This is a genomic window from Sporosarcina soli, assembly GCF_042655805.1.
Classification (GTDB): domain Bacteria; phylum Bacillota; class Bacilli; order Bacillales_A; family Planococcaceae; genus Sporosarcina; species Sporosarcina soli.
In genome coordinates, this window is the sequence record NZ_JBHSNO010000001.1 from 298595 (window position 1) to 322771 (window position 24177).

At 41.9% G+C, this 24177-nt stretch carries 31 protein-coding genes and 1 pseudogene; 10 read left to right on the top strand and 22 right to left on the bottom strand.

All coding sequences use genetic code 11. The features are described 5' to 3' along the window. Positions 1-10: 10 nt before the first annotated feature. From ACFPRA_RS01480 to ACFPRA_RS01540, 13 genes are all read right to left on the bottom strand, one after another. Positions 11-859: an ATP-binding protein gene (locus ACFPRA_RS01480; protein ID WP_381429721.1), complete on the bottom strand. Its 849-nt coding sequence runs from the start codon at positions 857-859 to the stop codon at positions 11-13. Continuing rightward, a complete protein-coding gene (locus ACFPRA_RS01485; RefSeq protein WP_381429724.1) occupies positions 798-1880 on the bottom strand; it encodes a hypothetical protein in 1083 nt (360 codons plus the stop codon). Before ACFPRA_RS01485 ends, ACFPRA_RS01480 begins: the two co-directional genes overlap by 62 nt. A 20-nt stretch (positions 1881-1900) precedes the next feature. After that, positions 1901-2431 (bottom strand): endonuclease domain-containing protein, encoded by a 531-nt coding sequence (locus tag ACFPRA_RS01490; protein WP_381429727.1) that lies wholly within the window; start codon positions 2429-2431, stop codon positions 1901-1903. Between the two features lie 28 nt (positions 2432-2459). Continuing rightward, positions 2460-3287 (bottom strand): recombination protein RecT, encoded by an 828-nt coding sequence (recT, locus tag ACFPRA_RS01495; protein WP_381429730.1) that lies wholly within the window; start codon positions 3285-3287, stop codon positions 2460-2462. Positions 3288-3291: 4 nt separating this feature from the next. Further along, complete coding sequence (locus tag ACFPRA_RS01500) at positions 3292-4224, bottom strand: YqaJ viral recombinase family nuclease (RefSeq protein WP_381429733.1); 933 nt, start codon at positions 4222-4224, stop codon at positions 3292-3294. Between the two features lie 105 nt (positions 4225-4329). Further along, positions 4330-4578 (bottom strand): YqaI family protein, encoded by a 249-nt coding sequence (locus ACFPRA_RS01505; protein ID WP_381429736.1) that lies wholly within the window; start codon positions 4576-4578, stop codon positions 4330-4332. Beyond that, positions 4571-4702 (bottom strand): hypothetical protein, encoded by a 132-nt coding sequence (locus ACFPRA_RS01510; protein ID WP_381429739.1) that lies wholly within the window; start codon positions 4700-4702, stop codon positions 4571-4573. Before ACFPRA_RS01510 ends, ACFPRA_RS01505 begins: the two co-directional genes overlap by 8 nt. Continuing rightward, positions 4695-4928 (bottom strand): hypothetical protein, encoded by a 234-nt coding sequence (locus ACFPRA_RS01515; protein WP_381429741.1) that lies wholly within the window; start codon positions 4926-4928, stop codon positions 4695-4697. The genes ACFPRA_RS01510 and ACFPRA_RS01515 overlap by 8 nt, the downstream gene beginning before the upstream one ends. Then, entirely contained in the window at positions 4925-5050 is a 126-nt protein-coding gene (locus ACFPRA_RS01520) for a hypothetical protein (protein WP_381429744.1), read from the bottom strand. The genes ACFPRA_RS01515 and ACFPRA_RS01520 overlap by 4 nt, the downstream gene beginning before the upstream one ends. A 162-nt stretch (positions 5051-5212) precedes the next feature. Beyond that, a complete protein-coding gene (locus ACFPRA_RS01525) occupies positions 5213-5341 on the bottom strand; it encodes a hypothetical protein (RefSeq protein ID WP_381429747.1) in 129 nt (42 codons plus the stop codon). Positions 5342-5353: 12 nt separating this feature from the next. Beyond that, on the bottom strand, positions 5354-5617 hold the full coding sequence (locus ACFPRA_RS01530) for a helix-turn-helix domain-containing protein (RefSeq protein WP_381429750.1): 264 nt from the start codon (positions 5615-5617) through the stop codon (positions 5354-5356). A gap of 184 nt (positions 5618-5801) precedes the next feature. Then, on the bottom strand, positions 5802-6470 hold the full coding sequence (locus ACFPRA_RS01535) for a Rha family transcriptional regulator (RefSeq protein WP_381429753.1): 669 nt from the start codon (positions 6468-6470) through the stop codon (positions 5802-5804). Positions 6471-6539: 69 nt separating this feature from the next. Continuing rightward, positions 6540-6812 carry a hypothetical protein gene (locus tag ACFPRA_RS01540; protein ID WP_381429756.1) on the bottom strand — a complete coding sequence of 91 codons (273 nt, stop codon included), beginning with the start codon at positions 6810-6812 and terminating at the stop codon, positions 6540-6542. Positions 6813-7006: 194 nt separating this feature from the next. On the opposite strand from ACFPRA_RS01540, the gene ACFPRA_RS01545 reads away from it, so the two are divergent. Further along, the gene (locus ACFPRA_RS01545; protein WP_381429759.1) at positions 7007-7279 is read left to right on the top strand and encodes a hypothetical protein; all 273 of its coding nucleotides are present in this window, start codon (positions 7007-7009) and stop codon (positions 7277-7279) included. Here the strand turns inward: ACFPRA_RS01545 and ACFPRA_RS01550 are convergent. Further along, on the bottom strand, positions 7276-7446 hold the full coding sequence (locus ACFPRA_RS01550) for a hypothetical protein (protein WP_381429762.1): 171 nt from the start codon (positions 7444-7446) through the stop codon (positions 7276-7278). The two genes, ACFPRA_RS01545 and ACFPRA_RS01550, sit on opposite strands and share 4 nt — an antisense overlap. Positions 7447-7485: 39 nt before the next feature. Then, positions 7486-7740 carry a helix-turn-helix domain-containing protein gene (locus tag ACFPRA_RS01555; RefSeq protein ID WP_381429764.1) on the bottom strand — a complete coding sequence of 85 codons (255 nt, stop codon included), beginning with the start codon at positions 7738-7740 and terminating at the stop codon, positions 7486-7488. 174 nt (positions 7741-7914) lie between these two features. Here ACFPRA_RS01555 and ACFPRA_RS01560 point away from each other — a divergent pair. From ACFPRA_RS01560 to ACFPRA_RS01590, 7 genes and pseudogenes are all read left to right on the top strand, one after another. Beyond that, positions 7915-8124, top strand: a pseudogene (locus ACFPRA_RS01560) (helix-turn-helix domain-containing protein); the annotation flags it as partial. 42 nt (positions 8125-8166) lie between these two features. Then, positions 8167-8547 carry a helix-turn-helix domain-containing protein gene (locus tag ACFPRA_RS01565; protein ID WP_381430541.1) on the top strand — a complete coding sequence of 127 codons (381 nt, stop codon included), beginning with the start codon at positions 8167-8169 and terminating at the stop codon, positions 8545-8547. Positions 8548-8565: 18 nt separating this feature from the next. Further along, positions 8566-8982, top strand: a complete 417-nt coding sequence (locus ACFPRA_RS01570) for an ImmA/IrrE family metallo-endopeptidase (RefSeq protein ID WP_381429767.1) — start codon at positions 8566-8568, stop codon at positions 8980-8982. Between the two features lie 84 nt (positions 8983-9066). Next, positions 9067-9798, top strand: a complete 732-nt coding sequence (locus tag ACFPRA_RS01575) for a hypothetical protein (protein WP_381429769.1) — start codon at positions 9067-9069, stop codon at positions 9796-9798. A 138-nt stretch (positions 9799-9936) separates the two neighbouring features. Continuing rightward, entirely contained in the window at positions 9937-11109 is a 1173-nt protein-coding gene (locus tag ACFPRA_RS01580) for a tyrosine-type recombinase/integrase (protein ID WP_381429772.1), read from the top strand. Positions 11110-11234: 125 nt separating this feature from the next. Then, positions 11235-12836: an ABC-F family ATP-binding cassette domain-containing protein gene (locus tag ACFPRA_RS01585; RefSeq protein WP_381429775.1), complete on the top strand. Its 1602-nt coding sequence runs from the start codon at positions 11235-11237 to the stop codon at positions 12834-12836. 111 nt (positions 12837-12947) lie between these two features. Continuing rightward, positions 12948-13625: a hypothetical protein gene (locus tag ACFPRA_RS01590; RefSeq protein WP_381429779.1), complete on the top strand. Its 678-nt coding sequence runs from the start codon at positions 12948-12950 to the stop codon at positions 13623-13625. 63 nt (positions 13626-13688) lie between these two features. Here the strand turns inward: ACFPRA_RS01590 and ACFPRA_RS01595 are convergent, their stop codons facing one another. After that, complete coding sequence (locus ACFPRA_RS01595; protein ID WP_239389287.1) at positions 13689-13889, bottom strand: cold-shock protein; 201 nt, start codon at positions 13887-13889, stop codon at positions 13689-13691. Between the two features lie 277 nt (positions 13890-14166). Then, positions 14167-14460: a DUF1033 family protein gene (locus ACFPRA_RS01600; protein WP_381429783.1), complete on the bottom strand. Its 294-nt coding sequence runs from the start codon at positions 14458-14460 to the stop codon at positions 14167-14169. 202 nt (positions 14461-14662) lie between these two features. Here ACFPRA_RS01600 and ACFPRA_RS01605 point away from each other — a divergent pair, with 202 nt between their 5' ends. Together ACFPRA_RS01605 and ACFPRA_RS01610 are read left to right on the top strand one after the other, a co-directional pair. Then, entirely contained in the window at positions 14663-15325 is a 663-nt protein-coding gene (locus tag ACFPRA_RS01605; RefSeq protein ID WP_381429786.1) for a 5-bromo-4-chloroindolyl phosphate hydrolysis family protein, read from the top strand. Beyond that, on the top strand, positions 15312-16496 hold the full coding sequence (locus tag ACFPRA_RS01610) for a toxic anion resistance protein (protein WP_381429789.1): 1185 nt from the start codon (positions 15312-15314) through the stop codon (positions 16494-16496). Before ACFPRA_RS01605 ends, ACFPRA_RS01610 begins: the two co-directional genes overlap by 14 nt. A gap of 36 nt (positions 16497-16532) precedes the next feature. On the opposite strand, the gene ACFPRA_RS01615 is transcribed toward ACFPRA_RS01610, so the two are convergent. The 5 genes from ACFPRA_RS01615 to ACFPRA_RS01635 all read right to left on the bottom strand — a co-directional run bounded on the left by ACFPRA_RS01615 (position 16533) and on the right by ACFPRA_RS01635 (position 24030). Then, positions 16533-18434 (bottom strand): vWA domain-containing protein, encoded by a 1902-nt coding sequence (locus ACFPRA_RS01615; protein ID WP_381429792.1) that lies wholly within the window; start codon positions 18432-18434, stop codon positions 16533-16535. 10 nt (positions 18435-18444) lie between these two features. Then, positions 18445-19308: an ATP-binding protein gene (locus ACFPRA_RS01620; RefSeq protein ID WP_381429795.1), complete on the bottom strand. Its 864-nt coding sequence runs from the start codon at positions 19306-19308 to the stop codon at positions 18445-18447. 267 nt (positions 19309-19575) lie between these two features. Beyond that, on the bottom strand, positions 19576-19773 hold the full coding sequence (locus tag ACFPRA_RS01625) for a DUF6501 family protein (protein ID WP_381429798.1): 198 nt from the start codon (positions 19771-19773) through the stop codon (positions 19576-19578). Between the two features lie 88 nt (positions 19774-19861). Next, complete coding sequence (odhB, locus tag ACFPRA_RS01630; protein WP_381429801.1) at positions 19862-21079, bottom strand: 2-oxoglutarate dehydrogenase complex dihydrolipoyllysine-residue succinyltransferase; 1218 nt, start codon at positions 21077-21079, stop codon at positions 19862-19864. 140 nt (positions 21080-21219) lie between these two features. Beyond that, the gene (locus tag ACFPRA_RS01635; RefSeq protein WP_381429804.1) at positions 21220-24030 is read right to left on the bottom strand and encodes a 2-oxoglutarate dehydrogenase E1 component; all 2811 of its coding nucleotides are present in this window, start codon (positions 24028-24030) and stop codon (positions 21220-21222) included. Positions 24031-24177: the final 147 nt, after the last annotated feature.

The following is a 24177-nucleotide window of genomic DNA, read 5'->3' on the forward strand; positions in this document are numbered from 1 at the left end:
TTGATTCCTCCTAATTCCCAAACAATATTTTTTCAAAATCATCATTTTCGCTATCCGCTTCCTGGTCCCGAATAGACTCTTCCGGCATATATATTTCCAACGACATTTTCTTGATCCGCTTGCCAACTCGGCCACCCGGATAAAAGTCTTCCAAGCTATCGATTGAAACGTTGGAAGTGAATAAAGTCGGTTTATTATGCTCAAGCCTGTAATCTGTGATGTCGTAAAATATTCGCTCTTCAAATTCCGATGCACCCTTGATTGCCAAGTCATCAATAACCAGAAGTCCGACTTTCCGATACGATTCTACGACTTCGCTTTCAGTAAGCTCCGAATCATTTTTAAATGTCTTTCTCACTTGCGAGATGAGGTCCATCGACTTGATAAATGCGACATCGACACCATGTTGACTGACAAGCGCATTGGCAATACTAACTGCCAATCTGGTCTTTCCAGAACCCTTCACATCGCTATACAAGTAAAGCCCCTTGCCGTTCTCTTGCATGACTTCAAAGTTTGTGACGTAGTTGATTGCCGCTTTTCGAGCAACAACTGCCCTCTCCCTGCTATCAGTTTGCTGATATATATCCGTCCGGAATGATCGGACTGTAGCATCTTTGAAAATCGGTGGGATGCCTGACAAATCTAGCTTTTTATCGATTTCTCGTTGTTTGATTAGCTGATCGTAGCACTCGCATTCCTCTTTCCACTCGTCCACGACATTTTTTTTATGACGTTTTGACCAGTCCTTGATCCAGATGAACCCTGTACCGTCACATCTACGAAAAGGGCAATCTTCAGAAGGGGACGTCAATATCTCGATCGGATTCGATTCCAGCGATTCTCTTACGGCGTTCATTCGCTGCATCAATCTTGGATTGGATTGCATCATTTCTTGGAGTACTTGTCCCAACGGCTGCAGCATCTTCTACACCACCATTCTTGTTTTTCAGTAACATCAAGCCCCGTCGTGCTTCCGGCTCTTTTGTTTGCCGTAGAATCCCGAGTGTGTAAGCTTCCCGCTTGTCATCATGCTTTTCACAATGCGTCCAAAGTGCATAGTTAATTTGATTAGCGCTGTACTTACCCATTTTCTCAATCACACCAGCAAGCACTTTCGCGGATATCCTACAAGTCGATCGTGTCAATCGGATCGTGTCAAAGTAATTAATCAAGATTTTTTTAGATGTACCATCCGGGAACGAGTTGGTTCGCAAAGCGAAATCAACAAAGGTTTCGATATCCTCGGTCGATGACAAATTCATGTTCTTCACATTCGCCTGATCGACGTATTGTTTTAATGTTTTATTGCTGTTAATGCTGTTAAGTGATGTTATAAATGCTGTTATACTAATAAGTTGTTCATTCTCTTGTACATTGGATGTACTTTGGTTGTTCATTGGATGTTCATCTCCTTGTACATCTTGATTTTCTGACACGTCTTCATCCTTAGAGTCGCAAGGGGTTTCAGCTTCGCTCTCTTGTACATCCTCATGTTCATCCGATGTACTTTGGTTGTTCATTGGATGTTCATTCTCTTGTACATTTTTTTGGTTTTTCTTCTTGTAGGAATCCAACTTTTGGTAGTCTTCGTAATTAACAACCGTGATCAGAATCCCTCTTTTTTGAGTAAGCGTTTCTTGTTGTATATGTCCGTGGTCCACCAGCCGATCTAATGAGAGCTTGATCATCCGCCTGGTCCATCCTGTCTCTTTTTCGAGCTCTGATAAGATGATTATTGTTTGTCCAATTGATATCGATTCAAGCTTTTTGTAATTTGCCTTACCCATCAAATACTGATAGATCATTTGGTCCCGCAAACTTTCAAACTGTAATCGGGGTTGGATCACGAACCCCGAAGACTGAATGTTATTTTCCACCCCGATTACTCCTTTCCGAGTCATTTTAGTTGGACAGAAGTGTGGATGATTTTGAATACTTCAGTTGCACATCCGTCTGGATTATCGACAATTTCGGATCCGGTGAACCTAATAACCCTGCAACCCGCACTCATCAAATCTCGCTCTCTTTTTTTATCCCGTGCGACTTGTTCTTTAGTCTTTTGGTGAAAATCATGACCGTCGCACTCTATCGCAAAAGCAAAGCTATCTCCGTCGTAATTTTCCACCACGATAAAAATGTCAACTCTGTATCTCCGTTCATTAACCCGAATCTCCCTTTGTGCTTCTAAGAAGTGATTTCTAATAGATGTACCTAAACCGAACGCAATATCGATTCGACTACTCAGGGCCACAAACAGTAGTTGTTCAATAGGGGAATCACAATCCTCCAAATCAGCAAGTAAATATTCAAGCTTGTTCAAAACTTTTGTGGTAAGTAAGTTTTGAACCGTTTCGGGCAACTTCTGAATTCCGTCATTTACCTCGTTCAACAATGATGAATTCTCATAGTCGCGATATATCAATTTCATAACCGACACCCTCTCTTACAAGATCCCCTCACTCCGTCACTTCTTCCCCTGCACCTTCCAATAGTTCAAACTCCGGTGCATCCACAAAGAAATCATTGTCCTCCGGTGTAATATCCTTGATATTCCGTCCTGTTCCCTCGTCGTGGGCTACTTGCTGCTGAACTTCTACACTGATCGGCAGGTACTTCCACATATGCCTCACAACCGTCTTCTTAGCCATTTCCTCATAGTCCGTGTTCCAAGGGGAAAACTTGGAACCTGCTGCCTTTGAGCGACTTTTACGCTTCTCGATGTCCGCTTTACTCATAAACTCGAATTGATAGCCGCCGTCCTTGAAATGAGCGACAGCATAAGCGCCGATGAATGCACCTTTTTCAGTATCCATTGTCGGCTTGTGGACCAGCTTAGGCTCCAGACCTAACTCGAATTCAAACTCGTCTTTTTCATAAACCGCATGGGAGTAAATTGACTGAATATGTCCGGATCGTCTAGCGAGGTCAATCATCCCTTTGTAGCCGATAATGAACTGAACCTCTGTAATATTTTTCTTGTTGTTACGAAATGGAAGTAGATAACAATGGCCCATCAAACCCGGTTCTAATCCCAATTGAGCCGCTTGCATAACTGCTCCAAGCAAACTGCCAACTTCCGCCTCGCGAAGTCCTGGGGTTGTCCTAATCGTTGTCATGGCAATTCGAGTGAGCCTGTCAATATCCATGTGTTTCGGTAACGCTTGTGACATAGCCGGAGCCATTTGTTTTAAATAATCTTCAATCGTTTTCGGTTTATCTTTCGCAGGAACATTGTTACTTGTTTGCGCCATTTGGTTTTTCATTTCGTCCATTTGTTTTGTCATTTAGTCACGCCTCCACTTTCTTAATTGTTAACCGTCTACTTAATGATGAATTTGTGTACTTGTCCGCGACGTCCGGCAACTCTTTTTTTAGCAGTTTGCTATCTAAGCGATTGGTAGTTATCGTTTTCAAACTCGCTTCAAATCGTGGAGTTACACCTATTTCTGCTTTGCCAATCATAAGTTTCAGCTTATTCTCATATTCTTTTTGTAGAGACTGCTTGTCCTTCACTTCTGATTTAATGGACTCGATCGCTTCGATGAGCATTTCTGCTTCATCCGAATCGAGCATGATTTTTTCGCCATTGTCTTCCGGATACATTTTATTAAGTAGTTCCGTAGCTGATGGTGACCCATCGATCTCTGGTGGAACTCCAGCTTGAACGTGGTTCTCCCAAAAGTTCTTTTCTGCTTGAGTCATTAATTCAATGAACTCGTTATCCCTAGCGATTTCTTTCCAAACAAACTTTTGCCCGCCGATCAGAACGGCAATGTAAGCTTTTTCGTAATCCAGAACCGCCATGTAATGTTGCAGCTGGCACATATAAGCAGGTGGGATATAATCACCCTCCCACGCATCCGAGTTGAAAGCGTTCGTTGTTTTGCACTCAAGCAGCGCCCTTTCGCCAACAACATCACGGTCAATGTTCGCAATCATGAAATGGTGCTCTTTATGCCTAAATGTTTGGTTGCGACGACGAACTTTTTTTCCTGTTCGTCTTGTAAATTCCTCCGCAACAACATCTTCCAAAACGTTCCCCCAGTGAATCGCTTCATTGTCGATTTCTTCAACGTGATCACTAGTTTTATCAATGTATAGTTCGAATGCTGATTTCCAAGGATTGAAACCTAAAATCGCGCTTGAATCGGAACCGCCAATACCTTTCTTCCGCTCCAATAGCCATGCAATCCGACTGTCATTTGCTTGTATCGCTTCCACTTCAAATCCCTCCTATTGATTTTTGGGAGGTCCCTATGTACAATAAAGATGTATATACTGTCATAAAGACCTCACTAGACCTGCTGCCCTTTACAGCGGGTCTTTTTATTTGGCTTCGTAAAACACCGCACCAAGTTCTTCTTGCAAGTAATCCCTAAGATTTGCTTCTAGCACGACATGTCTCTTATCTGTGGTGATGTATTTATCGCCTTTCATGATTTCCGCACCGTAGTAGTCTTCCACTGGATGATCCAATGCGTGGAAATTCGCTTTTCGATAACGTTCATGGTCCAGGTAGTCGATTTCGGGATAACCGGTTAGGTTGGTTCGGGTAATGGCTGGATGCTCAATCATCTTCTTCACCGTCCTTTTCTTGGCATCCCTCACACTTGATCGGATGTCCTGGTTCTTGGTTTGTAAAACAGCCGCACGACTGGCAGTAGACGCCTTGCTGGATCAAGTTTGCAAATTCACCCATCTAGTTCGTCCTCCTTAACTGTTTGGTAATCCAAGTAATCCATTGCCAAGCTATCAAGGGGTATGCGACGGTACTCTTCCGCTCGCCTTAACCAAGACTCGGAAGCTTCTTCTCCGAAAGTTTTCAAAGCATCATCAGCAAACCTCTCAAATGTAGCGACCCGCTTTTTTCGAAACCGCTCGAGCATTTCGATGACATGATCAATCAATTCGATGGTGACTCTCATAACGTCACCACCCATACAAGTAACGTCAGCAACGATGCGCCACCAAGAATCCCATAAAACCAAGCTGCATCCGACGGATGGATCTCTTCTTCACCAAAGAAATACATATTCAGTTTTCGCATTTCATCACCCTTTCCGTTTAATTGATGGATATGAATCCCATCAAGAAGCCCGGGAACTCTTTTGCCGTGAAAGAGTTAAAGAGGGAATAGGATTGTAATGGCTCCCGGTGCTTCTTGATAGGAGCCAAGCTCCTATGCTATAATGTTGTTATCGATATATTTTCAAGTCCGGCCGATTGACGCTCCAACGTCAGTTGGCTTTTTTATTGCCGTGATATCAATTCCAGCTTTTTTCATTTTCTTCACAAACATCGCTAGATCTCTGCGTAATAGCTTTTCTTCTGTTTTCATGATTGCCTCCTATTAAAAGAAATGAATAAATCCAACTAGCGGGCTCACTGCATTAGAAATCACCGATATAACGTCCGCGCCGTACAGAAATGCCATTCCTAACTCCATCGACTGTGTAGCGATCGTCCAATCACGGAATACGCTTGTTGGTGGTTCTTTCACGTCGTTTTCATATTTAGAGATATCTGATTGACTTACACTTAACACCGCTGCCATTTTGATCTGATTGAAACCAGCTCGATTTCGGCACTCTTTTAAAAAAGCGCCAATACTCATGTCCTCACCCCCTCGATATTCCAATTCGGAATATATTCCAGATTGGAATTGGTTTGCTATTAAAAGCTTGCTATATTTATAGATGTAAGGAAGACCCCTCCTTACCCTCGCAATTCCTCGCTTTACCAACTACTCAATCTACTGATACTTCACACTCAGGGGCTTGCCCGCCCCTTCCCTCGCTTTACGCCGCTCTACGTGGTATCCACGCTTCTACGTAACTAACAGCAGATTGCAAGTCTTTCCTTCGCACATCTTTATATGAAGCAACCCCGAAACGATCTTTGATCTCTCGGTAAAGCTCCCTAAACAATCGAGGTCGTTCCTGACTATCATCCGACAGCTTGTACACCCTCTCCCCAACCGCCCGTTGGAGTCTGCGTTGCATGCCGTAATCTAATGTCATTTGGTTGTCGACCTTGTCTTCCAGTTGTTCAACCTTGCCTTTTATTTCTTCGACTTCCTGAGCTGTTTCGAGTGTTAGTTGCATGGAAGCCCTCAATTGTTCTTTAGGAGACAGCACTTTCGGTGCGTTCAGCGCCTTTTCCATGTCTTCAAATCTAGTAACATACGCCGCAGTAAATAGAACGCCTTTTTCACCAGTCATTTTGTTAGCTACCATGTCGCAACCTAAACGAGTCAGTAAGTAACACGGTTGAATTTGGTTCCTGCTATTTAGATAAGTGCTTTCAATGAAGAATTTCTCACTCCCGTAATCTTGGGACTGAAGAATTTCGACATATTTTCTGATGTCAGCTAACAAATGGTCATGCCGTTTCTCTACCATCCTTGCAACCTCTCGACTATCTGTAACTAGTTGTCCGTTAATAGAGACCACTTTTAATTGATCCATTGAACATCCCTCCTATATAGAAGATTTGTGAATCCCTTGCATTTGCGCCTGTCAACGCGTTAATTTTTATTACCAACCATCCATAATTTCACGAATTACTTCCAAGGATTCTTTGTAGAACCAAAACCGTTTACTATTTGGCTTTTGCCTTTGAAGCGCTCGCATCCGCGGATCACTTAAGATTTCTGCTTCAAGAAACGTCTTGCCCATACATAGGCGCTTCGACATTTCGTTAATGTCCCAAGTGAACAGAACTTCGCGAAATGCTTTGTCCAAGTTTTCCTGGATTTCCTTTTTGATAAATTCTTGGTCAACTTCCACATTGACTTGGGCGATTGACATGTTGCTTTCTCACTCCTTTCTTATCCTTCACACCCACCAATCAAGGCTCGACGTCTCCGCGTTGGCTATTGCTGTCGCTCGCTTCATATAGAAGGTCTTGGCGTACTCCGCTCGATCGAACGTTGATTGCTGGGTGTGAGGTAATGTATTTCTCCCGATCTGGTAAACTGTTGCTAGATGGGAGGTGAAAAATGATGAAAAAATATTTAATATCTTTCTATTGGGAAAGCGATGTGAACAGTAAGATTTCTGTTGCGATTAGAACAAAAATCGAGCAGTTAAGCCCAGAAACATGGATTCAAATTTTCCCAAACCTTTTGGTGATTCAGTCAGACCGTTCCATAGATGATATTTATTCTGCAATTGAAGCCGTATCTCCAGAGCATCGTTTTATTGTTGTTGAAGCTTCTGATTTCATGACTAATGAAGCGCGTTCAAATAGCTTACTTAAGCAACACGGCTATTAAGATGAACATCTGCGAACGTATTCTTTATAAGCGTTGATGTAATCTTCTTTTGACACCGGGGGATATTTGAAGCTCATACCTTCAAATATCTCTCTGGTTTCTCCCTTAACTGATGATGAAGATTGATCTGATTCAATTTCTTTACAATTGATATTGCGTTCTTTCAATTTCTCACCCCTTCCTTTCACGAGTGTGAGGTATTGGTTTTATACAACCTCCTTTTTACCTTTTGGTAACTCACCTACATAAGAAAAAACTTGGTCAAAACTTAAATCATGAAAATTAGCTAAAACACCTGCGATAAATTTACTTCCTGGATTTCTTTTTCCACTTAACACCCGATTTACCGTGCTGCGAGCAACACCGATTATCTCTGCGAAATCTTTTTCGGAAAGTTTGTTTTCTGATAGATAGTTCTTCAGAAATGCCGACTTAACAGAAATACCACTTGAATAATTCATATTACCACCCCTTTACCTTTTGGTAATTACCTTATGGCAATACCATAACAATTATTTTACCTTTTGGCAACACTTTTATTTTAATTTACTAAAAAATATTTCCTTTTGGCAATTACGTTCATTACAATTGAGGTGAAATGACAATTGATAGTTTTGGAGGAGTCCAAATTGGAGATCGATTTTGGAAAGTACTTAAAAGAGTTAAGAATGAAGAAGGGTTTTACAATTAACCAGCTTGCACTATATTCTGGAATAAGCGCCGCCCAATTGTCGCGGATCGAAAACGGTAAAAGAGGAGTTCCGAAGGCTGAAAACATCGCTAAGATAGCAAATGCCCTCAATACACCTCATGAAGAGTTAATGAAAGTTGCTGGTTATATAGAGGATAATCCAGCACAATATAATTTAGTCGAAATTGATAGTGAAATGCCATCGGTTTTCGCAAAAAGACTTAAAAAGCTTCTTGATACTGACGATGTCGAAATTCAAAAAGCTGCTAATTATTGTGGGGTCACAACTGATTACATCACGAAACTAATGACAAATCCCACATCATTACCTGGCGTTAGGACACTTTACAAATTAGCAGAACTTTTTAATGTAACGCCTGACTATCTTGGTGGATTTACTTCTGACCCCAATGGCCATGATTCAAGAACACCACGTCCAAGAGATATGCAGGATTTTCTCGCGAAAGAGGAAGTTATGTTGTACGGAGAAGTTCTTGACGACGAAGATAAAGAGAAACTAAACAGCATCCTGGCAGCGGTATTTTTCGATGCAAAAAAGAAAAATAAAAGAAAATGATCTACTGGAGTTGATCGAGTGGGCATTTCAGAGAAAGTTGATAAATTAATAAAAAAATATAAAACCCGCTGCCCATATGCCATCGCCGATATGTCCAACATCTCAATTCGCCGCGAGGGCTTACCGAACGGCATCATGGGCATAGCGGTAAAAGCGCTGAGACGGAAGTACATAATTCTATCAATCAATAACGATATACATATAGATCGCTTTGTGTGTGCTCACGAACTTGGTCATCACACTTTGCATCCGGGGTATAGTTACAAATTTATTACAAATAGCCTATTCGTTAATGACAAGTATGAAAAACAAGCTAATGAATTCGCGGTAAAGTTGTTGATTGATCCCGAAACATTGAAATATGGTCGGACTAAACAAGAAATTGCGCAACTTAACGGGCTTCCATTTGAAGTTATCGATAAGATACTTCGTTAGTCACGATTAAGGTTGTTAAACTAAAAACTTCCGATGTATTATCTAATGGTAAATAATTGAATGAAATTAATGAGGTGTTCACCCGTGGTACTACTTGGATTAATTTTCGCGTTGCTAGGAATCATAACGCTTATAACATCGGCGGTCATATTTATAATCGCGGTCCTTAAAGGTAAAAACACAAAATTAGTTAGTGTTCTTATACTTTTGACATCTTTCACACTTGTAACGATTGGTGTACTTATTATCCAAGTCGGAAACGATTCGGGTAAAACTGCTAATAAAAAACCAACACAAGATAATCTAGTTGGGGAAAACGATGAAAAACAGAGCGATCCAGAAAATTTTAAAGAAGATGTGATTATCGAAGATAAGATTAAAGGCACATACAAGAGTGTAATAAAACCACGATTAGATGAAATAATTGCCCAGTTAGATTCTATTTGGACAGAAAATTGGCAAGTCCCTTTCGATAAGATGACTAAATTAGAAATGACTTCGCCAGAGTTATCGATGCATTTATCGACATTGGATCAATCTTATTTCGATTTATTGGTGGAAGTTGAAGAAATTGATTCAAAAGCTAACGAAGTATTAAGTGCAGAAGAATCATCGAAAGTTCAAGAAATTACGTTCCACCTTAGGTCTGTAATTGTTCAACGATCTACAGCTGCTGCCGGTCTCATCGAACCGTTAAGAAATGGAACTGCAACTGAAGCTGATCTTAAAAGTGCACTTGAAGTAATAGAACTATCTAATGAAGATATATTATCTTTCGCCGCATTGAAGACAGCACTTGACTCAAGTACTGAGTGATAGTACTGACAATTGCCCTACCCAGGGCTTTTCTTTTAAATCCAAAAAGAACATACGTGCTATTTAATGTTGAAAGGAGGTGATGCCCATACTACTTATCCCCCGCCGTGCGCCTGTCAACGCAAAAGGGAGATAAATATGACAACTACAAATAAAACGAAGAAGCCGAAGAAAGAATGGTCAAAGAAGGAACCAGAAGTATTTCGTTATTTCAATGCCAAGGGAGAAAAGTTGTGGGGTTACCGTCATCGTTATTATGACACCTTGGGCAAACGAACGGAAAAATCAGAGCAAGGTTTAGCTTCAGAAAATATCGCAATCCGAAAATTGTTGGAAGTTAAATCTGCGCTGATCAATGGTAACGCCAAACAGGTCGACAACTCCAATTTAACTGTTTCAGAATGGATGGACATTTGGTTTGAAACGCATCAAAACGATTGGGAAATTACTACGCAAGTTCAGCGTGAACAAGCTATCAGGCTTAATATTAAGCCTTTACTCGGTAAACAGAAATTAATAGAGCTTGATCGCTCAACATACAAGCGAAAATTTATTAATGTTCTATTAAAAACTTACGAACCGAGTACGGTCTATATTATTCATGCCACCTTCAAAATAGCTATTAATGCAGCTGTTGAAGATGAAATACTTCCCCGAAATCGATTTAGTAAGATAAAAATCGAACTTGATAGCGAAAATGATAATTTCTTGAATCCGGCAGAACTAAAGCGATTTTTAACAACAGCTAAAGAACATGAAGGAATTACAAATTACTCAATCATTTTAACTTTATCTTACACAGGTATGAGAAGAGGAGAAGCGCTTGGGTTGAAATGGAATAATATAGACTTCGATAAAAAGACTATAACGATCGAACGCACTCGAGACGAATATGGGGCACGTAAACCTAAAACAAAGAAAAGTAATCGCATTATTTTTGTATCTGACATTTTATTAAACCAATTGAAAGCTTACAGGATATGGTGCAAAAAAATAATGCTAACTTTTGGGAAACGATGGGTTGAGTCTGACTTTATATTTATTACAGATAGAGGAGCGACTCCTGTAAGTGTTAAGTCTGTGTGCGAACCGGTTGAAAGGGTTATCAAGAAATCCGGGATAAAACGTATAACGCCCCACGGACTTCGCCATACACATGCTACTATCATGATTAGTAAAGGAGTTCCGCTACAGACTGTCGCTGATCGTTTGGGCAACACACCAGAAATGATCCTTAGAGTTTATGGACATACTTTAAAAGAGCTTGAAATTGAGTCAGTTAAAGTTTTCAATGATGCACTAAATTTTTAGTTTGGGGGACGTTTTGGGGGACGTTGTTATTTTAGTGTCTCCAAAGCCTTATAACATAGGCTTTCTTGCTACTACAGATTATTACGTGCTATAATAGGAGCATTGTGAATTTAGGGGGATTTTGAATGATAGCAGTTAGTAATGTAAGCCTTCAATTCGGCGATCGCAAGCTGTTTGAAGATGTGAATATACAGTTCAATCCGGGCCATTGTTACGGCCTTATCGGTGCGAACGGTGCGGGTAAATCAACCTTTCTGAAAGTGTTATCCGGTGAACTTGAGCCACAATCCGGCAATGTCATTATGAACAAAGATGAACGACTTGCCATATTGAAACAGAACCACTTCGAATATGAAGAAAATGAAGTACTCGATACCGTCATCATGGGGCATAAGCGCCTGTACGATATTATGACGGAGAAAAATGCTATCTATATGAAAGAGGATTTCTCTGATGAAGACGGTATGCGTGCGGCTGAACTTGAAGGTGAATTTGCAGAATTGAACGGCTGGGAGGCAGAGTCGGAAGCGGCGATCCTTCTTCAAGGACTTGGAATTCCGGAAAGCCTTCATCACGTGAAAATGGCCGAACTTTCAGGATCGGAAAAAGTGAAAGTGCTACTTGCACAGGCCCTATTCGGAAAACCGGATGTTCTTCTTCTCGATGAGCCGACGAACCACTTGGATTTAAAAGCGATCCAATGGCTCGAGGAATTCTTGATCAATTTTGACAATACGGTCATTGTTGTATCCCATGACCGTCACTTCTTGAACAAAGTTTGTACACAAATCGCGGATCTGGATTTCTCGAAGATTCAACTGTTCCCAGGTAACTATGATTTCTGGTATGAGTCCAGCCAATTGGCACTAAAAATGGCACAGGATCAAAACAAGAAAAAAGAAGAGAAAATCAAAGAACTTCAAGCATTCGTTGCGCGTTTTAGCGCGAACGCTTCAAAATCGAAACAAGCGACTTCCCGTAAGAAGGCACTTGAAAAAATCGAATTGGATGATATCAAACCATCTTCCCGCCGTTACCCATTCGTCAATTTCCAAATGGGGCGTGAAATTGGCAACGATGTATTAAGTGTCCAAGGTTTATCCAAAACACAAGATGGAAAAGTCATGTTCAAGGATGCCACTTTCACAATTGGTAAAGAAGATAAAGTCATTCTTCTTGGAAATCCACTTGCGAAAACAGCGCTCCTTCAAATTCTTGCTGAAGAGGCAGAGCCCGATGCCGGCTCGTTCAAATGGGGTGTAACAACATCACGCGCCTACTTCCCTCTTGATAACAGCAAGTACTTTGAAGGGTCAGAACAATCGCTCGTTGAATGGCTACGTCAATATTCACCTGAAGACCAAACTGAAACTTTCCTACGAGGTTTCCTCGGTCGCATGCTGTTCTCCGGCGAAGAAGTGAACAAAAAACCTTCAGTTCTATCCGGAGGCGAAAAAGTTCGCTGTATGCTTTCAAAAATGATGTTGACCAATGCCAACGTCCTACTACTCGATGAGCCGATGAACCACTTGGATTTGGAATCGATCCAAGCACTTAACAACGGTCTGATCGCGTTTAAAGGCGCAATGCTCTTCACTTCGCACGACCAACAATTCATTCAGACGGTTGCCAATCGTATTATTGAAATCCGCGAAGACGGCACAATATTCGATAAAATGATGAAGTATGATGAATACCTCGAATGGTCTGAACAACAAGCTAAATAATTCTTCAAAAAAGTCGTCATCCTAAACAGATGGCGGCTTTTTTCAATCATGAATCTTCTGTCGGCATGGAATCTCTATGATGGGGTATACCAAAAGAAAGGAGTGATCTTGATGAGAAAACTGAATGTACTCTTCGTCTTATTACTTACCTGTTTCGTAATCGTCGGTTGTTCTAAAAACAGTTCGACTACGATGGACAATTCGGGTTCCGAAAATAGAGGTATGACAACAAAGGGGAATGAAAATACGGAGGGTAATGAGGGGAAAAGCCAAAATGAGGTGACGATGAGTGACTACTTCCTGCCGGATGGCTCAAAAGCGCATTATTTAGGTGAAGGCAATGAATTTGCTGAACTGGATGTTGAAGTAGCACAACCTCATAAAAACTACGTAATCATTCATGAAAACAATGGTGGTACGATGATCCGTTATATTTACAAAATTACAAACAATAAAATCGAGATTTTGGACAAAGGCATGGTTGATTACAAAGATGAGTTCCCAAGTTTAGATGAATTGGATGCGATGAATCCAACAGGAATCTACTTACAGCAACCCATTGAAGTCGGTACTACTTTTGATAACTGGACGATTGTTCAAACCGATGTGTCTGTTGAAACGCCGTACAAAAAATTTGATAAAGCCTTTGTCATTGAAGAAAAAGGAGAAGATTTCACGAATCGGAAGTATTTCGTAGAAGGATTTGGAGAAGTGAAACGGGAATCCATCATGGATCTGGAAGATGGTGAACATATTGTCACATCCACGTTGAAAGCAGTTGATCAATAATATATTCTCCCCTATTATGAAAAAGAGGCACTCCCCGTAAGGGTGCCTCTTATGAATGACGAATTATAATTTTATAACGTTCGCAGCTTGTAGTCCACGGTTGCCTTCGACAACTTCGAACTCTACTTGCTGTCCTTCATCCAATGATTTGAACCCTTCTCCTTCGATAGCGGAGAAGTGTACAAACACGTCATCCTCACCTTCAACTTCGATGAAACCGAAGCCTTTTTCAGCATTGAACCATTTTACCGTACCTTGTTTCATGTAGAAAACCTCCATTAATAAATACTTATAATACATAAACTTTTCCAAAAGAAAAATTCACATATTACGAAAAGTACCGACAACGCCGATCACTTTTTGTAATATGTGAATACGTGTTTTTCGGTGAAGCCGAAGCCTGCATAAAGCAGCTCATGCGACAATCGTCACATGAAGAAGCAACCCAAAGCTTGGAAATTTTTCAGTTGTTATTGAACACTATATCATACTCAATTATTTTGTCAATGCAAAAATATAAATATTCGAATTATTATGCTTCTTAAAAAGTTGACGGATTTCCATCTTTCATTAAAATGATGCCATGATAAAGCTGAAGATCTTCATCGCATCCTTCGCAGAAACTCTTTTCACCTTGCGTCCAAAATGCAAAAAAGCAGTCTTTTTTCATCGCCTCAAAGTCATGCTTGCGACGCAGTTCAGCTAATAATTCTTCAAAATAGGCGCGTGCAGCAGACGCATCGCTAAAAGATTGCCGCCTGCGAATCATTTCTTCCCAACCTTCGAACATCCACCATGGTTCATAATCCGCTTTTATGTAAATAACTTCAAACATTACATGTACCCCCTTACACATCCAAGAAGTGAACGTCCTTCATTTTACCAAACTCTCCGTCAATGTCCAAGTAATTGCTATTGCAATCAATCCAAAAGAAATGTGTTCGGTGCATTTATCGGGTATAATTAACTTATGAACTGAAACTTTTCCTGCTTCAATTCGTATAACATTATATAGACAAAGGAGGCCTGAACACCTCATGAAGGAAATTCAACATTTTTTTATTAGACATTTCATCACCGCACCGATCAGCTTCGGTTCGTGGCTTATCTTAGTACTCGGTGCAAGCATGAATCCTATCGCAGCAACAGGCCTATTCATCGCGATTTACTTTACAGGGACATTTTCGATCAAGCAGATTCAACTCTCCTCAAATTTGAAAAGGTTCGGGATGTCCCGATCAGAATATAACCATATTAAAGGTCAAATCTCTGATGCAAAATTAAAAATACGCAAATTGAATGGGCTCTATGGACAAGTCAGATCTGTCCAAGCATTTAAGCAGCTCCATGAGATGAATAACCTATCGAGAAGAATTCTTAACATTGTGCGGACGAATCCAAAGAAGTTTTATCAAGTTGAAAACTTCTTTTACGCCCATCTTGACTCGGCTGTTGAACTGACGTCTAAATATGCAATGCTTGTTAATCAGCCATTAAAAGATAAAGATATCCGCATTGCGCTACAAAACACTCGTGAAACACTGAGTGATGTAAATAAACAGTTGGAAGTCGATTTACGAAGTGCTTTGGCATCCGATATTGAAAAACTTCAAATGGAACTCGACTTTGTCGATGTGACATTGAATCGGAAAAAGCCGCTTCTCGAAATGAAAGGAGATAATACAAATGAACGAAAATAATCAAGTGAAGACCATGGATGATCTACTCAGTAACCCTTTTGATACACAGGCACCCCTCCTCCCAGAAGAAATGCAAACCGAAAATGATGCACCGGGAACGAGCGTTAAACTAGTAGACCGACTAACCGTGGAGGAAAGACAAAAAGCACAACAGCTGGCGGAACAAATTCCTGTAGGCAACTACGAAGCAATCATCACTTATGGAGCAAACGCACAAGGCGAATTATCCCGGTTCTCCCATAAAATGCTGGATCATGTGCAAAGTAAAGACATCGGCCCTGTTGGCGATGTACTACAGGACTTAATGGGTAAACTATCAGAAATTGATCCTGAAGATTTATCCGCGAAAAAAAAATCGGGACTTGCCAAATTATTTAACAGAGCGAGCCGCTCCATTCAAGAAATGATGACGAAGTACCAAAAATTAAGCACACAAATTGATCGGATTGGTGTACAACTCGAACATTCGAAACGTGGTCTTCTTGAAGATGTTCATATGCTCGACAACTTATATGAGCAAAATAAAACGTATTTCCAAGCACTAAATGTATATATCGCTGCCGGTGAGTTAAAACGAGACGAAATTGCGAATGAAATCATTCCTGAAATGAGAAGGAAAGCGGAATTATCGAATGATCAGATGGCCTTCCAAGAAGTGAATGATATGGCACAGTTCCTAGATCGTTTGGAAAAACGGCTTTATGATCTTCAACTATCTCGTCAGATCACGATTCAAAGTGCGCCGCAAATTCGGATGATCCAACAGACCAACCAAACGCTTGCGGAGAAGATCCAATCGTCGATCATGACCTCCATCCCACTGTGGAAAAATCAGATTGCCATTGCCTTAACATTGAATCGTCAGAAGAAAGCAGTCGAATCACAAAAACTGGTTACCAAAACGACTAATGATCTACTGTTGAAAAACTCGGAAATGCTTAAAATCAATTCCATTGAAACCGCCAAGGAAAATGAACGTGGAATCATTGAAATTGATACGTTGAAAAAGACACAGGAAAACCTCATCCAAACAATCGAAGAAACGCTCGTCATCCAAGCTGACGGTCGCGCCAAACGGAAAGCAGCCGAAATCGAAATCGGACGGATGGAAGAAGAATTGAAACAACGGCTTTTAGCTGTTCATGAAAAAACACAAAACCGCCCTTCATAAGAAGGCGGTTTTTGTGTTATCACTTCCCAATAAAATTTACGTATTTCGAATGACGATAGCCAACAGCTTTCGTAAAATACGCAGTGTTTGATCAGCGAAGCTTTCGACTGAATTGGAGGAAGCGGTCTTGTTCCCGAACATGATCGTAAACAACGCTTTTTGATCGTCTGTCGGTTCTTCTGTCGTCAGGAATAAGTGGATGACAGAAATACCTCTTTTCTCAGTTTCCATGACAGCTTCAGCTGTATCAAGAACCCCGTTTCGGTCATAACCGAATGCAGAAGGTTCCCCATCGGAAAAGACGAGCAGAAACTTGTGCATTTCTTGTCTTGCCGAAAGCCGGTCAGCCATCCAGCGAATCGCAAAGCCATCCCGATTATCTTCGTTGGCATCGAACGATAAAATGGATGGTCCATTGTCTTTATTACGATCAATGAACGTGTGCATGAGTCCAAAGACATTCGGTTGCATTTCTTTCGATGCATTATAGGCATCTTCGTAATAAGACGAAATTTCATGGCTGACATCTAGTTGACGAAGGACATCGTGAAAAAGAAGGACCGCCCGTTTCGTTTCATCCAATTTATCGAGCATCGAAGCAGAACCATCCACGAGAAGACCGAATACAGCATCCAGCTTGACAGAAGGGGCATTTTTTCGATAGAACGGTTTCGGCCGTTCATCGACAACCATCGTTGTCAGCTTCGTAGACAATCGTCCTTTCATCAGACGTTCCCGTTTCGAATCCTCTTTCAAATCAATTCTTTTCTTCATCTCTTCTACGAAAGATCGGACATATGGTTTTTGTTCCTCTCGCCATATCACCAATTTTTTTCGGTTTTCCACTTCATCGATACTGGTAATGCGCTTTTCTTCAAATATGACATTCAAATGCTCTTTGCCAAACATGTTCCCTGCTTTCTTTTTAGTATCCCGTTTGGTCTTCTTGTCAGAATCCCCATCTGTCCAGTGCTCGTTTTCATTTCCTTCAGAATTTCCGTAGCCGATTTCTTCAATCAAAGCTTCTTCATTCCCCTCGGCAGCATCACCGGCATCGCTTTTTCCGGAACGTCCATGCTCCAGCTCATATTCAAGATGAACGCCTGACTCCTTTTCGTTTTCGCGGTGCCATGAGCGGAAGACTTCTTCGATTGTCTCTTTCGAATCTTCCTCCCCTTTCTCTGCATCGCTCATCCCTTTATGATAATGAAATGTACCAGTATCTTCCGTTAGAGAATCGCCAAGCGAATAGTATTGGAGCGTGAGATCCTTGTCCACAAATCTTTCGATAATGGTAATAATCCGATTAGCAATAAACGTATTGTCTTTCGTACTTTTTGCATCATAAGCTTGTTGTAAGATCGATTGAAGAAGTCCATAGTCAATCGGTCCCCAGTCAACTGTCGTGTCAGTAAGTATGCCTTCATAAAGGGATATATAAAGCTGGTTCAATAGAGCATCTGCAAGAAAACTTTTTTGCATATTGGAAATGAGGCGATCCTTATGGAAAGCGAGATATGCCTCTTGCCGAATGGCAAAAGCCTTTGCAGTACCAGGTCTTTCTTTCGTAATGAAATCGCTCATCCGAAACTCTTCTAATAGTAGCAGCAATTCACCTGCAAGTTTTCGTAAAGGATGTAGCTCATTTTGTCGATTAAAGTCGATCCATGTTGATACTTTAAAATGCTTCCAAAATCCAGCTGTCAATAGATAGATATCCGATAGCCGTCCGGCATGTGTTTCTTCACCCTTCCGATGACGCCAAAAGACGCTCATGGAAATGATGCCTTCTTTTGGCCTGAACTCCAATAATTTACGTTCTGTCAGTTCTAAAAATGGCGCATCTGCCAACGCCCTCCCTAGCCTTTCATATAAGAGAAGCGTCTTGGCATCGACCGTCTCATCATTAAATTGAATGAATCGATTTAACTTTACCATTGTAATCGCCTCACTTCACCCACGTATCTACCAATTCCATGACGAGTCTTCGTTCAATTTTGTCATCCAATTTTTCTGCAATGGCATATTGGATGGCCCGCTGCATTGGCATATGCTCAGCTAATGCCATGGCATCCAGCAAACTTCTCACAGATGCAGCTTCATCAGATAACAATCCGTTCATCACTTGTTTTTTTAAATCATTTCCGATATGGAGAATGGTTTCAACAAGTTGGCCAGAAGCATTCGGATGTGCTTCCTTTAGAACGTTTTTCAATTGTTCCCCAGTCAAATAAGGAACAGAAAAGGAGACAAAGCGATTTTTCAACGCTTCATTCATCGGAGAAGTACCTACGTATCCTTCGTTAATCGCTGAAATGACCGTGAAATCATCATGCGCATGGATGACTTCACCTGTAAAGGGATTCGTCAGCATACGTCGGTGGTCCAATACACTATGCAAAATCGGTAAAGTTTCAGGGCGGGCCATATTGATTTCATCGATATAGAGAATATGGCCTTTTTTCATCGCCTGCACAACCGGTCCTTCCACAAATTCAATCATCGTTTCGCCGTCTTTACTAATGATCGTTTTGAAGCCAAGTAACGATTCTGCATCCAAATCGACGGAACAATTGACACTCTGCATCGGTTGATTGAAGTAGTTAGATACGGTTTGTGCTAACTTTGTCTTTCCTGCTCCGGATGGACCTTTCAATAAAACCGGCTTTTTTAACACAATACTGACAAGTACATCTTCCCATAAATAAGGATCAGGAGAAATATAACCGCCTTCTTGAATTAGCTTTGATGACGTGTCATCATCTGTTCGATTCGTACGGGATTGCCACTCTTTTTCAATGATTGGGTTCATAAGTCATTATCCTTTCTATGATCAATTAGGGCTTGGCGTAATTGCGTCCGGATTTTGAATTGCAAATCGAACAGCGAAGGGTTCGATTTGCCGTATTTCTGTGTTCTTTGTAGAAATTAAGGCACTAAAGTTTGATAAGCGCAATTGACTCCCCTCAAAATCCGTGACATCCGCAGGAGGCTTAACTTGATTCAGCTGGGGCTTAAACCCCGCCTGAATCAAGTTAAAAAACCCGATACAGCAATAAACTGCGATCGGGCTCATTTTTTATTCAAAATATGTTTTATAGTATCCCCCGACTTTACCGGTATTATCTACGATGAAAATGAATTCTTCTGTCTCATTTTTCACTTCGTACGTTTTACCAGGTGTCAGAACATTGGTTACTACATATTTCTCAGCATCTGCATGCTTGCATACGACCGACCGCAATGAAGGTGCGGTTGTCCACTCTTTGAATGTCATTGTTATTCACCTCTCTCTTCACTGAAAAATGGATAAGGAAAAATCGGCCCGTACTTATAACGGGCCGATACTGATTTTATAGGACGGCTTAAGAACCTAGTAGAAGATCTTCTGGATTTTCGATTAAGTCTTTAACCATTTTCAAGAAGCCGACAGAATCTTTTCCATCGATAACACGGTGGTCATAAGACAAGGCGACATACATCATTGGACGGATCTCGATGTTATCCCCTACCGCTATCGGGCGCTTCTGAATTGTGTGCATACCTAGAATCCCAACTTGTGTACCGTTCAAAATCGGTGTTGACATAAGTGAACCGAACACACCACCGTTTGTAATTGTGAACGAACCACCAGTCATGTCTGCGATGGTCAGTTTATTGTCGCGTGCTTTTCCAGCAAGCTCTGCGATGGATGCTTCGATCTCAGCAAAGTTCTTGCGGTCTGCATCGACAACATTCGGTACAACTAGTCCACCTTCTGTTGAAACGGCGATACCAATATCGAAGTAGTTTTTCAGTATGATTTCATCGCCATCGATTTCAGAGTTGACATATGGATATTTTTTCAGCGCTGCAACAACTGCTTTCGTGAAGAATGACATGAAACCAAGACGCACATCATTTTGTTCGAAAAATTGGTCTTTCTTACGTGAACGCAATGCCATAACATTTGTCATGTCAATTTCGTTGAACGTTGTCAGCATTGCAGTAGATTGCTTCACTTCAAGTAGGCGTTTTGCGATCGTTTGACGACGGCGTGTCATCTTCTCGCGAGTGACTCGGCCATCATCCTTCGCTACCGGCGCTTGTGGTGCTGGAGCAGCTGCAGGCTGTGCTTTTGGAGCTGTGCCATGTGCTTCAACATCTTGTGCACGAACGCGTCCCATTGGATCTACTGGATTTACTGCAGCTAAGTCGATTCCTTTTTCACGAGCTAGTTTGCGTGCTGCCGGACTCGCAATTGTACGATCGGATGTGCCAACTTCTTCAGCTACAGGAGCTGGAGCCGCTTCTTGTTGGACAGGAGCTTCCGCCGGAGCTGCTGGAGCCGATGCTGCCGGTGCGCCTGAGCCCGCACCTACGATCGCGATGACTTGACCTACTTCAACTGTGTCCCCTGCTGCCGCTAGATGCTCTTGGACAACACCCGCTTCTTCGGAAATAACTTCAACGTTTACTTTGTCCGTTTCAAGCTCTACGATGAATTCACCTTTTTCAACCGTTTCACCCGGTTGTTTCAGCCACTGTGCAATCGTTCCTTCTGTAATCGATTCTGCCAATTCTGGTACTCTGATCTCCGCCACAATAAATTCCTCCTCTAATCTACCGTCACAACGGTGTAAAGCTTTGATTCTTTACAATTAACCTCTTGGTCATTACGCCACGGCGCAATTGCGTTAGCACCTTGAAAGGTGACAACACTCAGTTATCCATTGGAAAAAGATTATTTCTTCAGTGCTTCATCGATAATGCGATTCTGTTCGATTTTATGGGATTCCCCATCCCCTTCGGATGGACTAGAACGATGGATCCGTCCGACATAGGAGATTTTCTTGTCGTCTGCAATTTCACGGATATAGTTGTTTGCAAACAGCCAAGACCCCATGTTCTTCGGTTCTTCCTGTACCCAAACCAATTCTTTTGCATTCGGATAACGAGAAACGATATCGCTAATTTTGTCGGATGGGAATGGATAAAGTTGCTCCACACGCACGATATGCAAGTGATCGAAACCTGTTCCATCCTTCACGCGCTCAGCGAGATCGATTGCCATTTTACCGCTAGCGAACAAGATCTTCTCGACTTTCTCGACATTCTTTCCTGTTCCCGGCTGTTCAAGAACCGTTTGGAAATGCCCTTCCACCAAGTCGCTGACATCGGCACCGACGAGTGGATGACGCAATAATGATTTAGGTGATACGATTACAAGCGGTCGCATCGGTTTTTCACCAAGCATTTTTGCTTGACGGCGAAGGATATGGAAATAGTTTGCAGCACTCGAAAGATTTGCAACTGTCCAGTTATTTTCCCCACAAAGTTGCAAGAAGCGCTCAACCCTAGCACTTGAGTGCTCAGGTCCTTGCCCTTCATATGCATGCGGTAAAAGCATGACAAGACCAGACTGTTGACCCCATTTTGAGTAGCTGGCAGATACGAATTGGTCGAACATGACTTGTGCCATATTCGCGAAATCTCCATACTGAGCTTCCCAAATGGACAGCGCCTTTTGTTCCTCCAAGTTATAGCCGAACTCATACCCGACAATCGCAGCTTCCGTTAACGGGCTATTGTAGGCGACAAACGACGCTTTCGATCCGCTGATATGATGGAGCGGTACAAGCTCATCGCCTGTTTTCTCATCATGTAACACGAGGTGACGATGCGCAAACGTTCCACGTTGAACGTCCTGTCCCGTGATGCGGATTGGTTTGCCATCTTGTAAGATGGTGCCGAATGCCAAAGTTTCCGCATGGGCCCAATCGATTTTGCCCTTACCTTTGAACGGTTCTTCACGGCGTTTTAAAATACGTTCAAGCTTACCAAAGACGTTGAAACCTTCAGGGAAATCAAGAAGTTCTTCGTTCATACGTCGAAGTGTTTCTTCGTCAGCTCCCGTTTCAAGATCTCTTGGGTAACCTGCAAGTACATCTTCAGGCGTTGCGTTCGAAAGAAGCTCTGCTTCAGCGGATTCCTCTTTCACCCGATCGTATGCCGTTTGCATCATTGCAAAAATGTCAGCATCGAGTTTTTCAACCTCGTCCGCTTTCAGGATGTTGGCGGTAGTCAATTGTGCACCATATATTTCTCGAACAGTTTGATGTTCGTGAATTGTATGATACATGACCGGGTTCGTGACAAGCGGCTCATCCATTTCGTTATGTCCATAGCGACGATATCCGAGCAGGTCAATCAAAATATCCTTGCCAAATTTCTGACGATAGTCAAATGCAAATGATGCCGCCGCAATGACTGATTCCGGACAATCCGCATTGACGTGAAGAATCGGAACTTCATAGCCTTTTGCAGGATCCGATGAATAATGGGTCGATCTGGAATCGTAATATTCTGTTGTGAACCCAATCATATTGTTGGCGATCACATGTATGGATCCCCCTGTTTTGAATCCACGGACCCGACTATAGTTGAATGATTCCGGAACAATTCCTTGACCTGGGAATGCCGCGTCTCCGTGGATCAGTACAGCATATGCAGCGTTTGTATCCTGTTCGGGCACTCCAGGGCTATCCGTTTTTTCTTGGGCAGCTCTCGTTTGTCCCGTAATGACAGGGTTTACGACTTCCAAGTGAGACGGGTTATATGCCAAGAAACGCTCCATACCAGACTTGCCTTTATATAATGCGCCCATATGATATTTTACGTCGCCGAACCAGCCTCTTGTCGTTTCAAGAGATCCGTCTTTTGGTTGAAACGGCTCATCTGGAACACCAGCAAATTGAGCGAACATCATTTCATATGGTTTGTTTAAAATATGTGTCAATACATTCAAACGGCCACGGTGTGCCATACCAATTAATATTTTTTTCATTTTCTCTTCTTCTGAACGGCGTACAAGCTCATCCAGGAAGACTACGAGCGTATCGAGTCCCTCGATAGAGAAGCGTTTCGCCCCCACAAAGGTACGGTGGATAAATTTCTCAAAACCTTCGATTTTAGTCAATCTTTCCAGAAGCGCTTTTTTAGCGTCATCCGAAAGTTTAGCGACGATTTCGCCATTTTCAATTTTTGATTGAATCCAATTCCGTTCTTCTTCATTGATGACATGATCGAACTCATAAGCGATTTTACCAGTGTAGACGGCCTTCAAGAAGTTTATTGCATCAAGTCCGTTTTCGACAGTAGCCGGAACATTGTTGAAGAATAAAGATGCAGGCATTTCTACTAAGTCGCTTTCTGTCAATCCATAGTGGGATAGCTCCAAACGGCTCGTATCCTTTGGACGATCGTTAAGCGGGTAAATATCCGCAGCGAGGTGTCCATATGTACGAATAGCGGCCTGTAACTGATAAGCGGCTAGCACTTTGCCAAAATTGCCCGGTGCTACTTCACCGACAGCTTCAGCTTGTTTTCCTTCTTCCAGGACTGGTGCTCCGTACCGACTGAACATTTCAGCAAGTTCCGCATCAACCAGTTCTGGTGACGTTTTGAAAAGATCGTACATTTCCATCACATACCCAAGGTTGGGCCCCGAAAATGCAGCATAAGGGGAACGATGGGTGCCAACATTGTTCGACATGTAAAATGACCTCCACATTTGCCAACAGGCATTTTGTGTTTTATTTTGCATTCTTCTCAATTTTACCACGCAAGCACTTTAACTTAAAGGGTTTAGCGCTAGCATTTGGACTTTATTCAGCAGAAGTCTTCCCAAAAAAAATGAAAC

Bases quoted from the DNA above. Each gene is read 5' to 3' on its own strand.
- ACFPRA_RS01480 (WP_381429721.1), bottom strand. From the start codon at position 859: ATGAACGCCGTAAGAGAATCGCTGGAATCGAATCCGATCGAGATATTG.
- ACFPRA_RS01490 (WP_381429727.1), bottom strand. From the start codon at position 2,431: ATGAAATTGATATATCGCGACTATGAGAATTCATCATTGTTGAACGAG.
- recT (WP_381429730.1), bottom strand. From the start codon at position 3,287: ATGACAAAACAAATGGACGAAATGAAAAACCAAATGGCGCAAACAAGT.
- ACFPRA_RS01505 (WP_381429736.1), bottom strand. From the start codon at position 4,578: ATGATTGAGCATCCAGCCATTACCCGAACCAACCTAACCGGTTATCCC.
- ACFPRA_RS01510 (WP_381429739.1), bottom strand. From the start codon at position 4,702: ATGGGTGAATTTGCAAACTTGATCCAGCAAGGCGTCTACTGCCAGTCG.
- ACFPRA_RS01515 (WP_381429741.1), bottom strand. From the start codon at position 4,928: ATGAGAGTCACCATCGAATTGATTGATCATGTCATCGAAATGCTCGAG.
- ACFPRA_RS01520 (WP_381429744.1), bottom strand. From the start codon at position 5,050: ATGCGAAAACTGAATATGTATTTCTTTGGTGAAGAAGAGATCCATCCG.
- ACFPRA_RS01525 (WP_381429747.1), bottom strand. From the start codon at position 5,341: ATGAAAACAGAAGAAAAGCTATTACGCAGAGATCTAGCGATGTTTGTG.
- ACFPRA_RS01530 (WP_381429750.1), bottom strand. From the start codon at position 5,617: ATGAGTATTGGCGCTTTTTTAAAAGAGTGCCGAAATCGAGCTGGTTTC.
- ACFPRA_RS01535 (WP_381429753.1), bottom strand. From the start codon at position 6,470: ATGGATCAATTAAAAGTGGTCTCTATTAACGGACAACTAGTTACAGAT.
- ACFPRA_RS01540 (WP_381429756.1), bottom strand. From the start codon at position 6,812: ATGTCAATCGCCCAAGTCAATGTGGAAGTTGACCAAGAATTTATCAAA.
- ACFPRA_RS01545 (WP_381429759.1), top strand. From the start codon at position 7,007: ATGAAAAAATATTTAATATCTTTCTATTGGGAAAGCGATGTGAACAGT.
- ACFPRA_RS01555 (WP_381429764.1), bottom strand. From the start codon at position 7,740: ATGAATTATTCAAGTGGTATTTCTGTTAAGTCGGCATTTCTGAAGAAC.
- ACFPRA_RS01565 (WP_381430541.1), top strand. From the start codon at position 8,167: ATGCCATCGGTTTTCGCAAAAAGACTTAAAAAGCTTCTTGATACTGAC.
- ACFPRA_RS01580 (WP_381429772.1), top strand. From the start codon at position 9,937: ATGACAACTACAAATAAAACGAAGAAGCCGAAGAAAGAATGGTCAAAG.
- ACFPRA_RS01585 (WP_381429775.1), top strand. From the start codon at position 11,235: ATGATAGCAGTTAGTAATGTAAGCCTTCAATTCGGCGATCGCAAGCTG.
- ACFPRA_RS01590 (WP_381429779.1), top strand. From the start codon at position 12,948: ATGAGAAAACTGAATGTACTCTTCGTCTTATTACTTACCTGTTTCGTA.
- ACFPRA_RS01595 (WP_239389287.1), bottom strand. From the start codon at position 13,889: ATGAAACAAGGTACGGTAAAATGGTTCAATGCTGAAAAAGGCTTCGGT.
- ACFPRA_RS01600 (WP_381429783.1), bottom strand. From the start codon at position 14,460: ATGTTTGAAGTTATTTACATAAAAGCGGATTATGAACCATGGTGGATG.
- ACFPRA_RS01605 (WP_381429786.1), top strand. From the start codon at position 14,663: ATGAAGGAAATTCAACATTTTTTTATTAGACATTTCATCACCGCACCG.
- ACFPRA_RS01610 (WP_381429789.1), top strand. From the start codon at position 15,312: ATGAACGAAAATAATCAAGTGAAGACCATGGATGATCTACTCAGTAAC.
- ACFPRA_RS01615 (WP_381429792.1), bottom strand. From the start codon at position 18,434: ATGGTAAAGTTAAATCGATTCATTCAATTTAATGATGAGACGGTCGAT.
- ACFPRA_RS01620 (WP_381429795.1), bottom strand. From the start codon at position 19,308: ATGAACCCAATCATTGAAAAAGAGTGGCAATCCCGTACGAATCGAACA.
- ACFPRA_RS01625 (WP_381429798.1), bottom strand. From the start codon at position 19,773: ATGACATTCAAAGAGTGGACAACCGCACCTTCATTGCGGTCGGTCGTA.
- ACFPRA_RS01635 (WP_381429804.1), bottom strand. From the start codon at position 24,030: ATGTCGAACAATGTTGGCACCCATCGTTCCCCTTATGCTGCATTTTCG.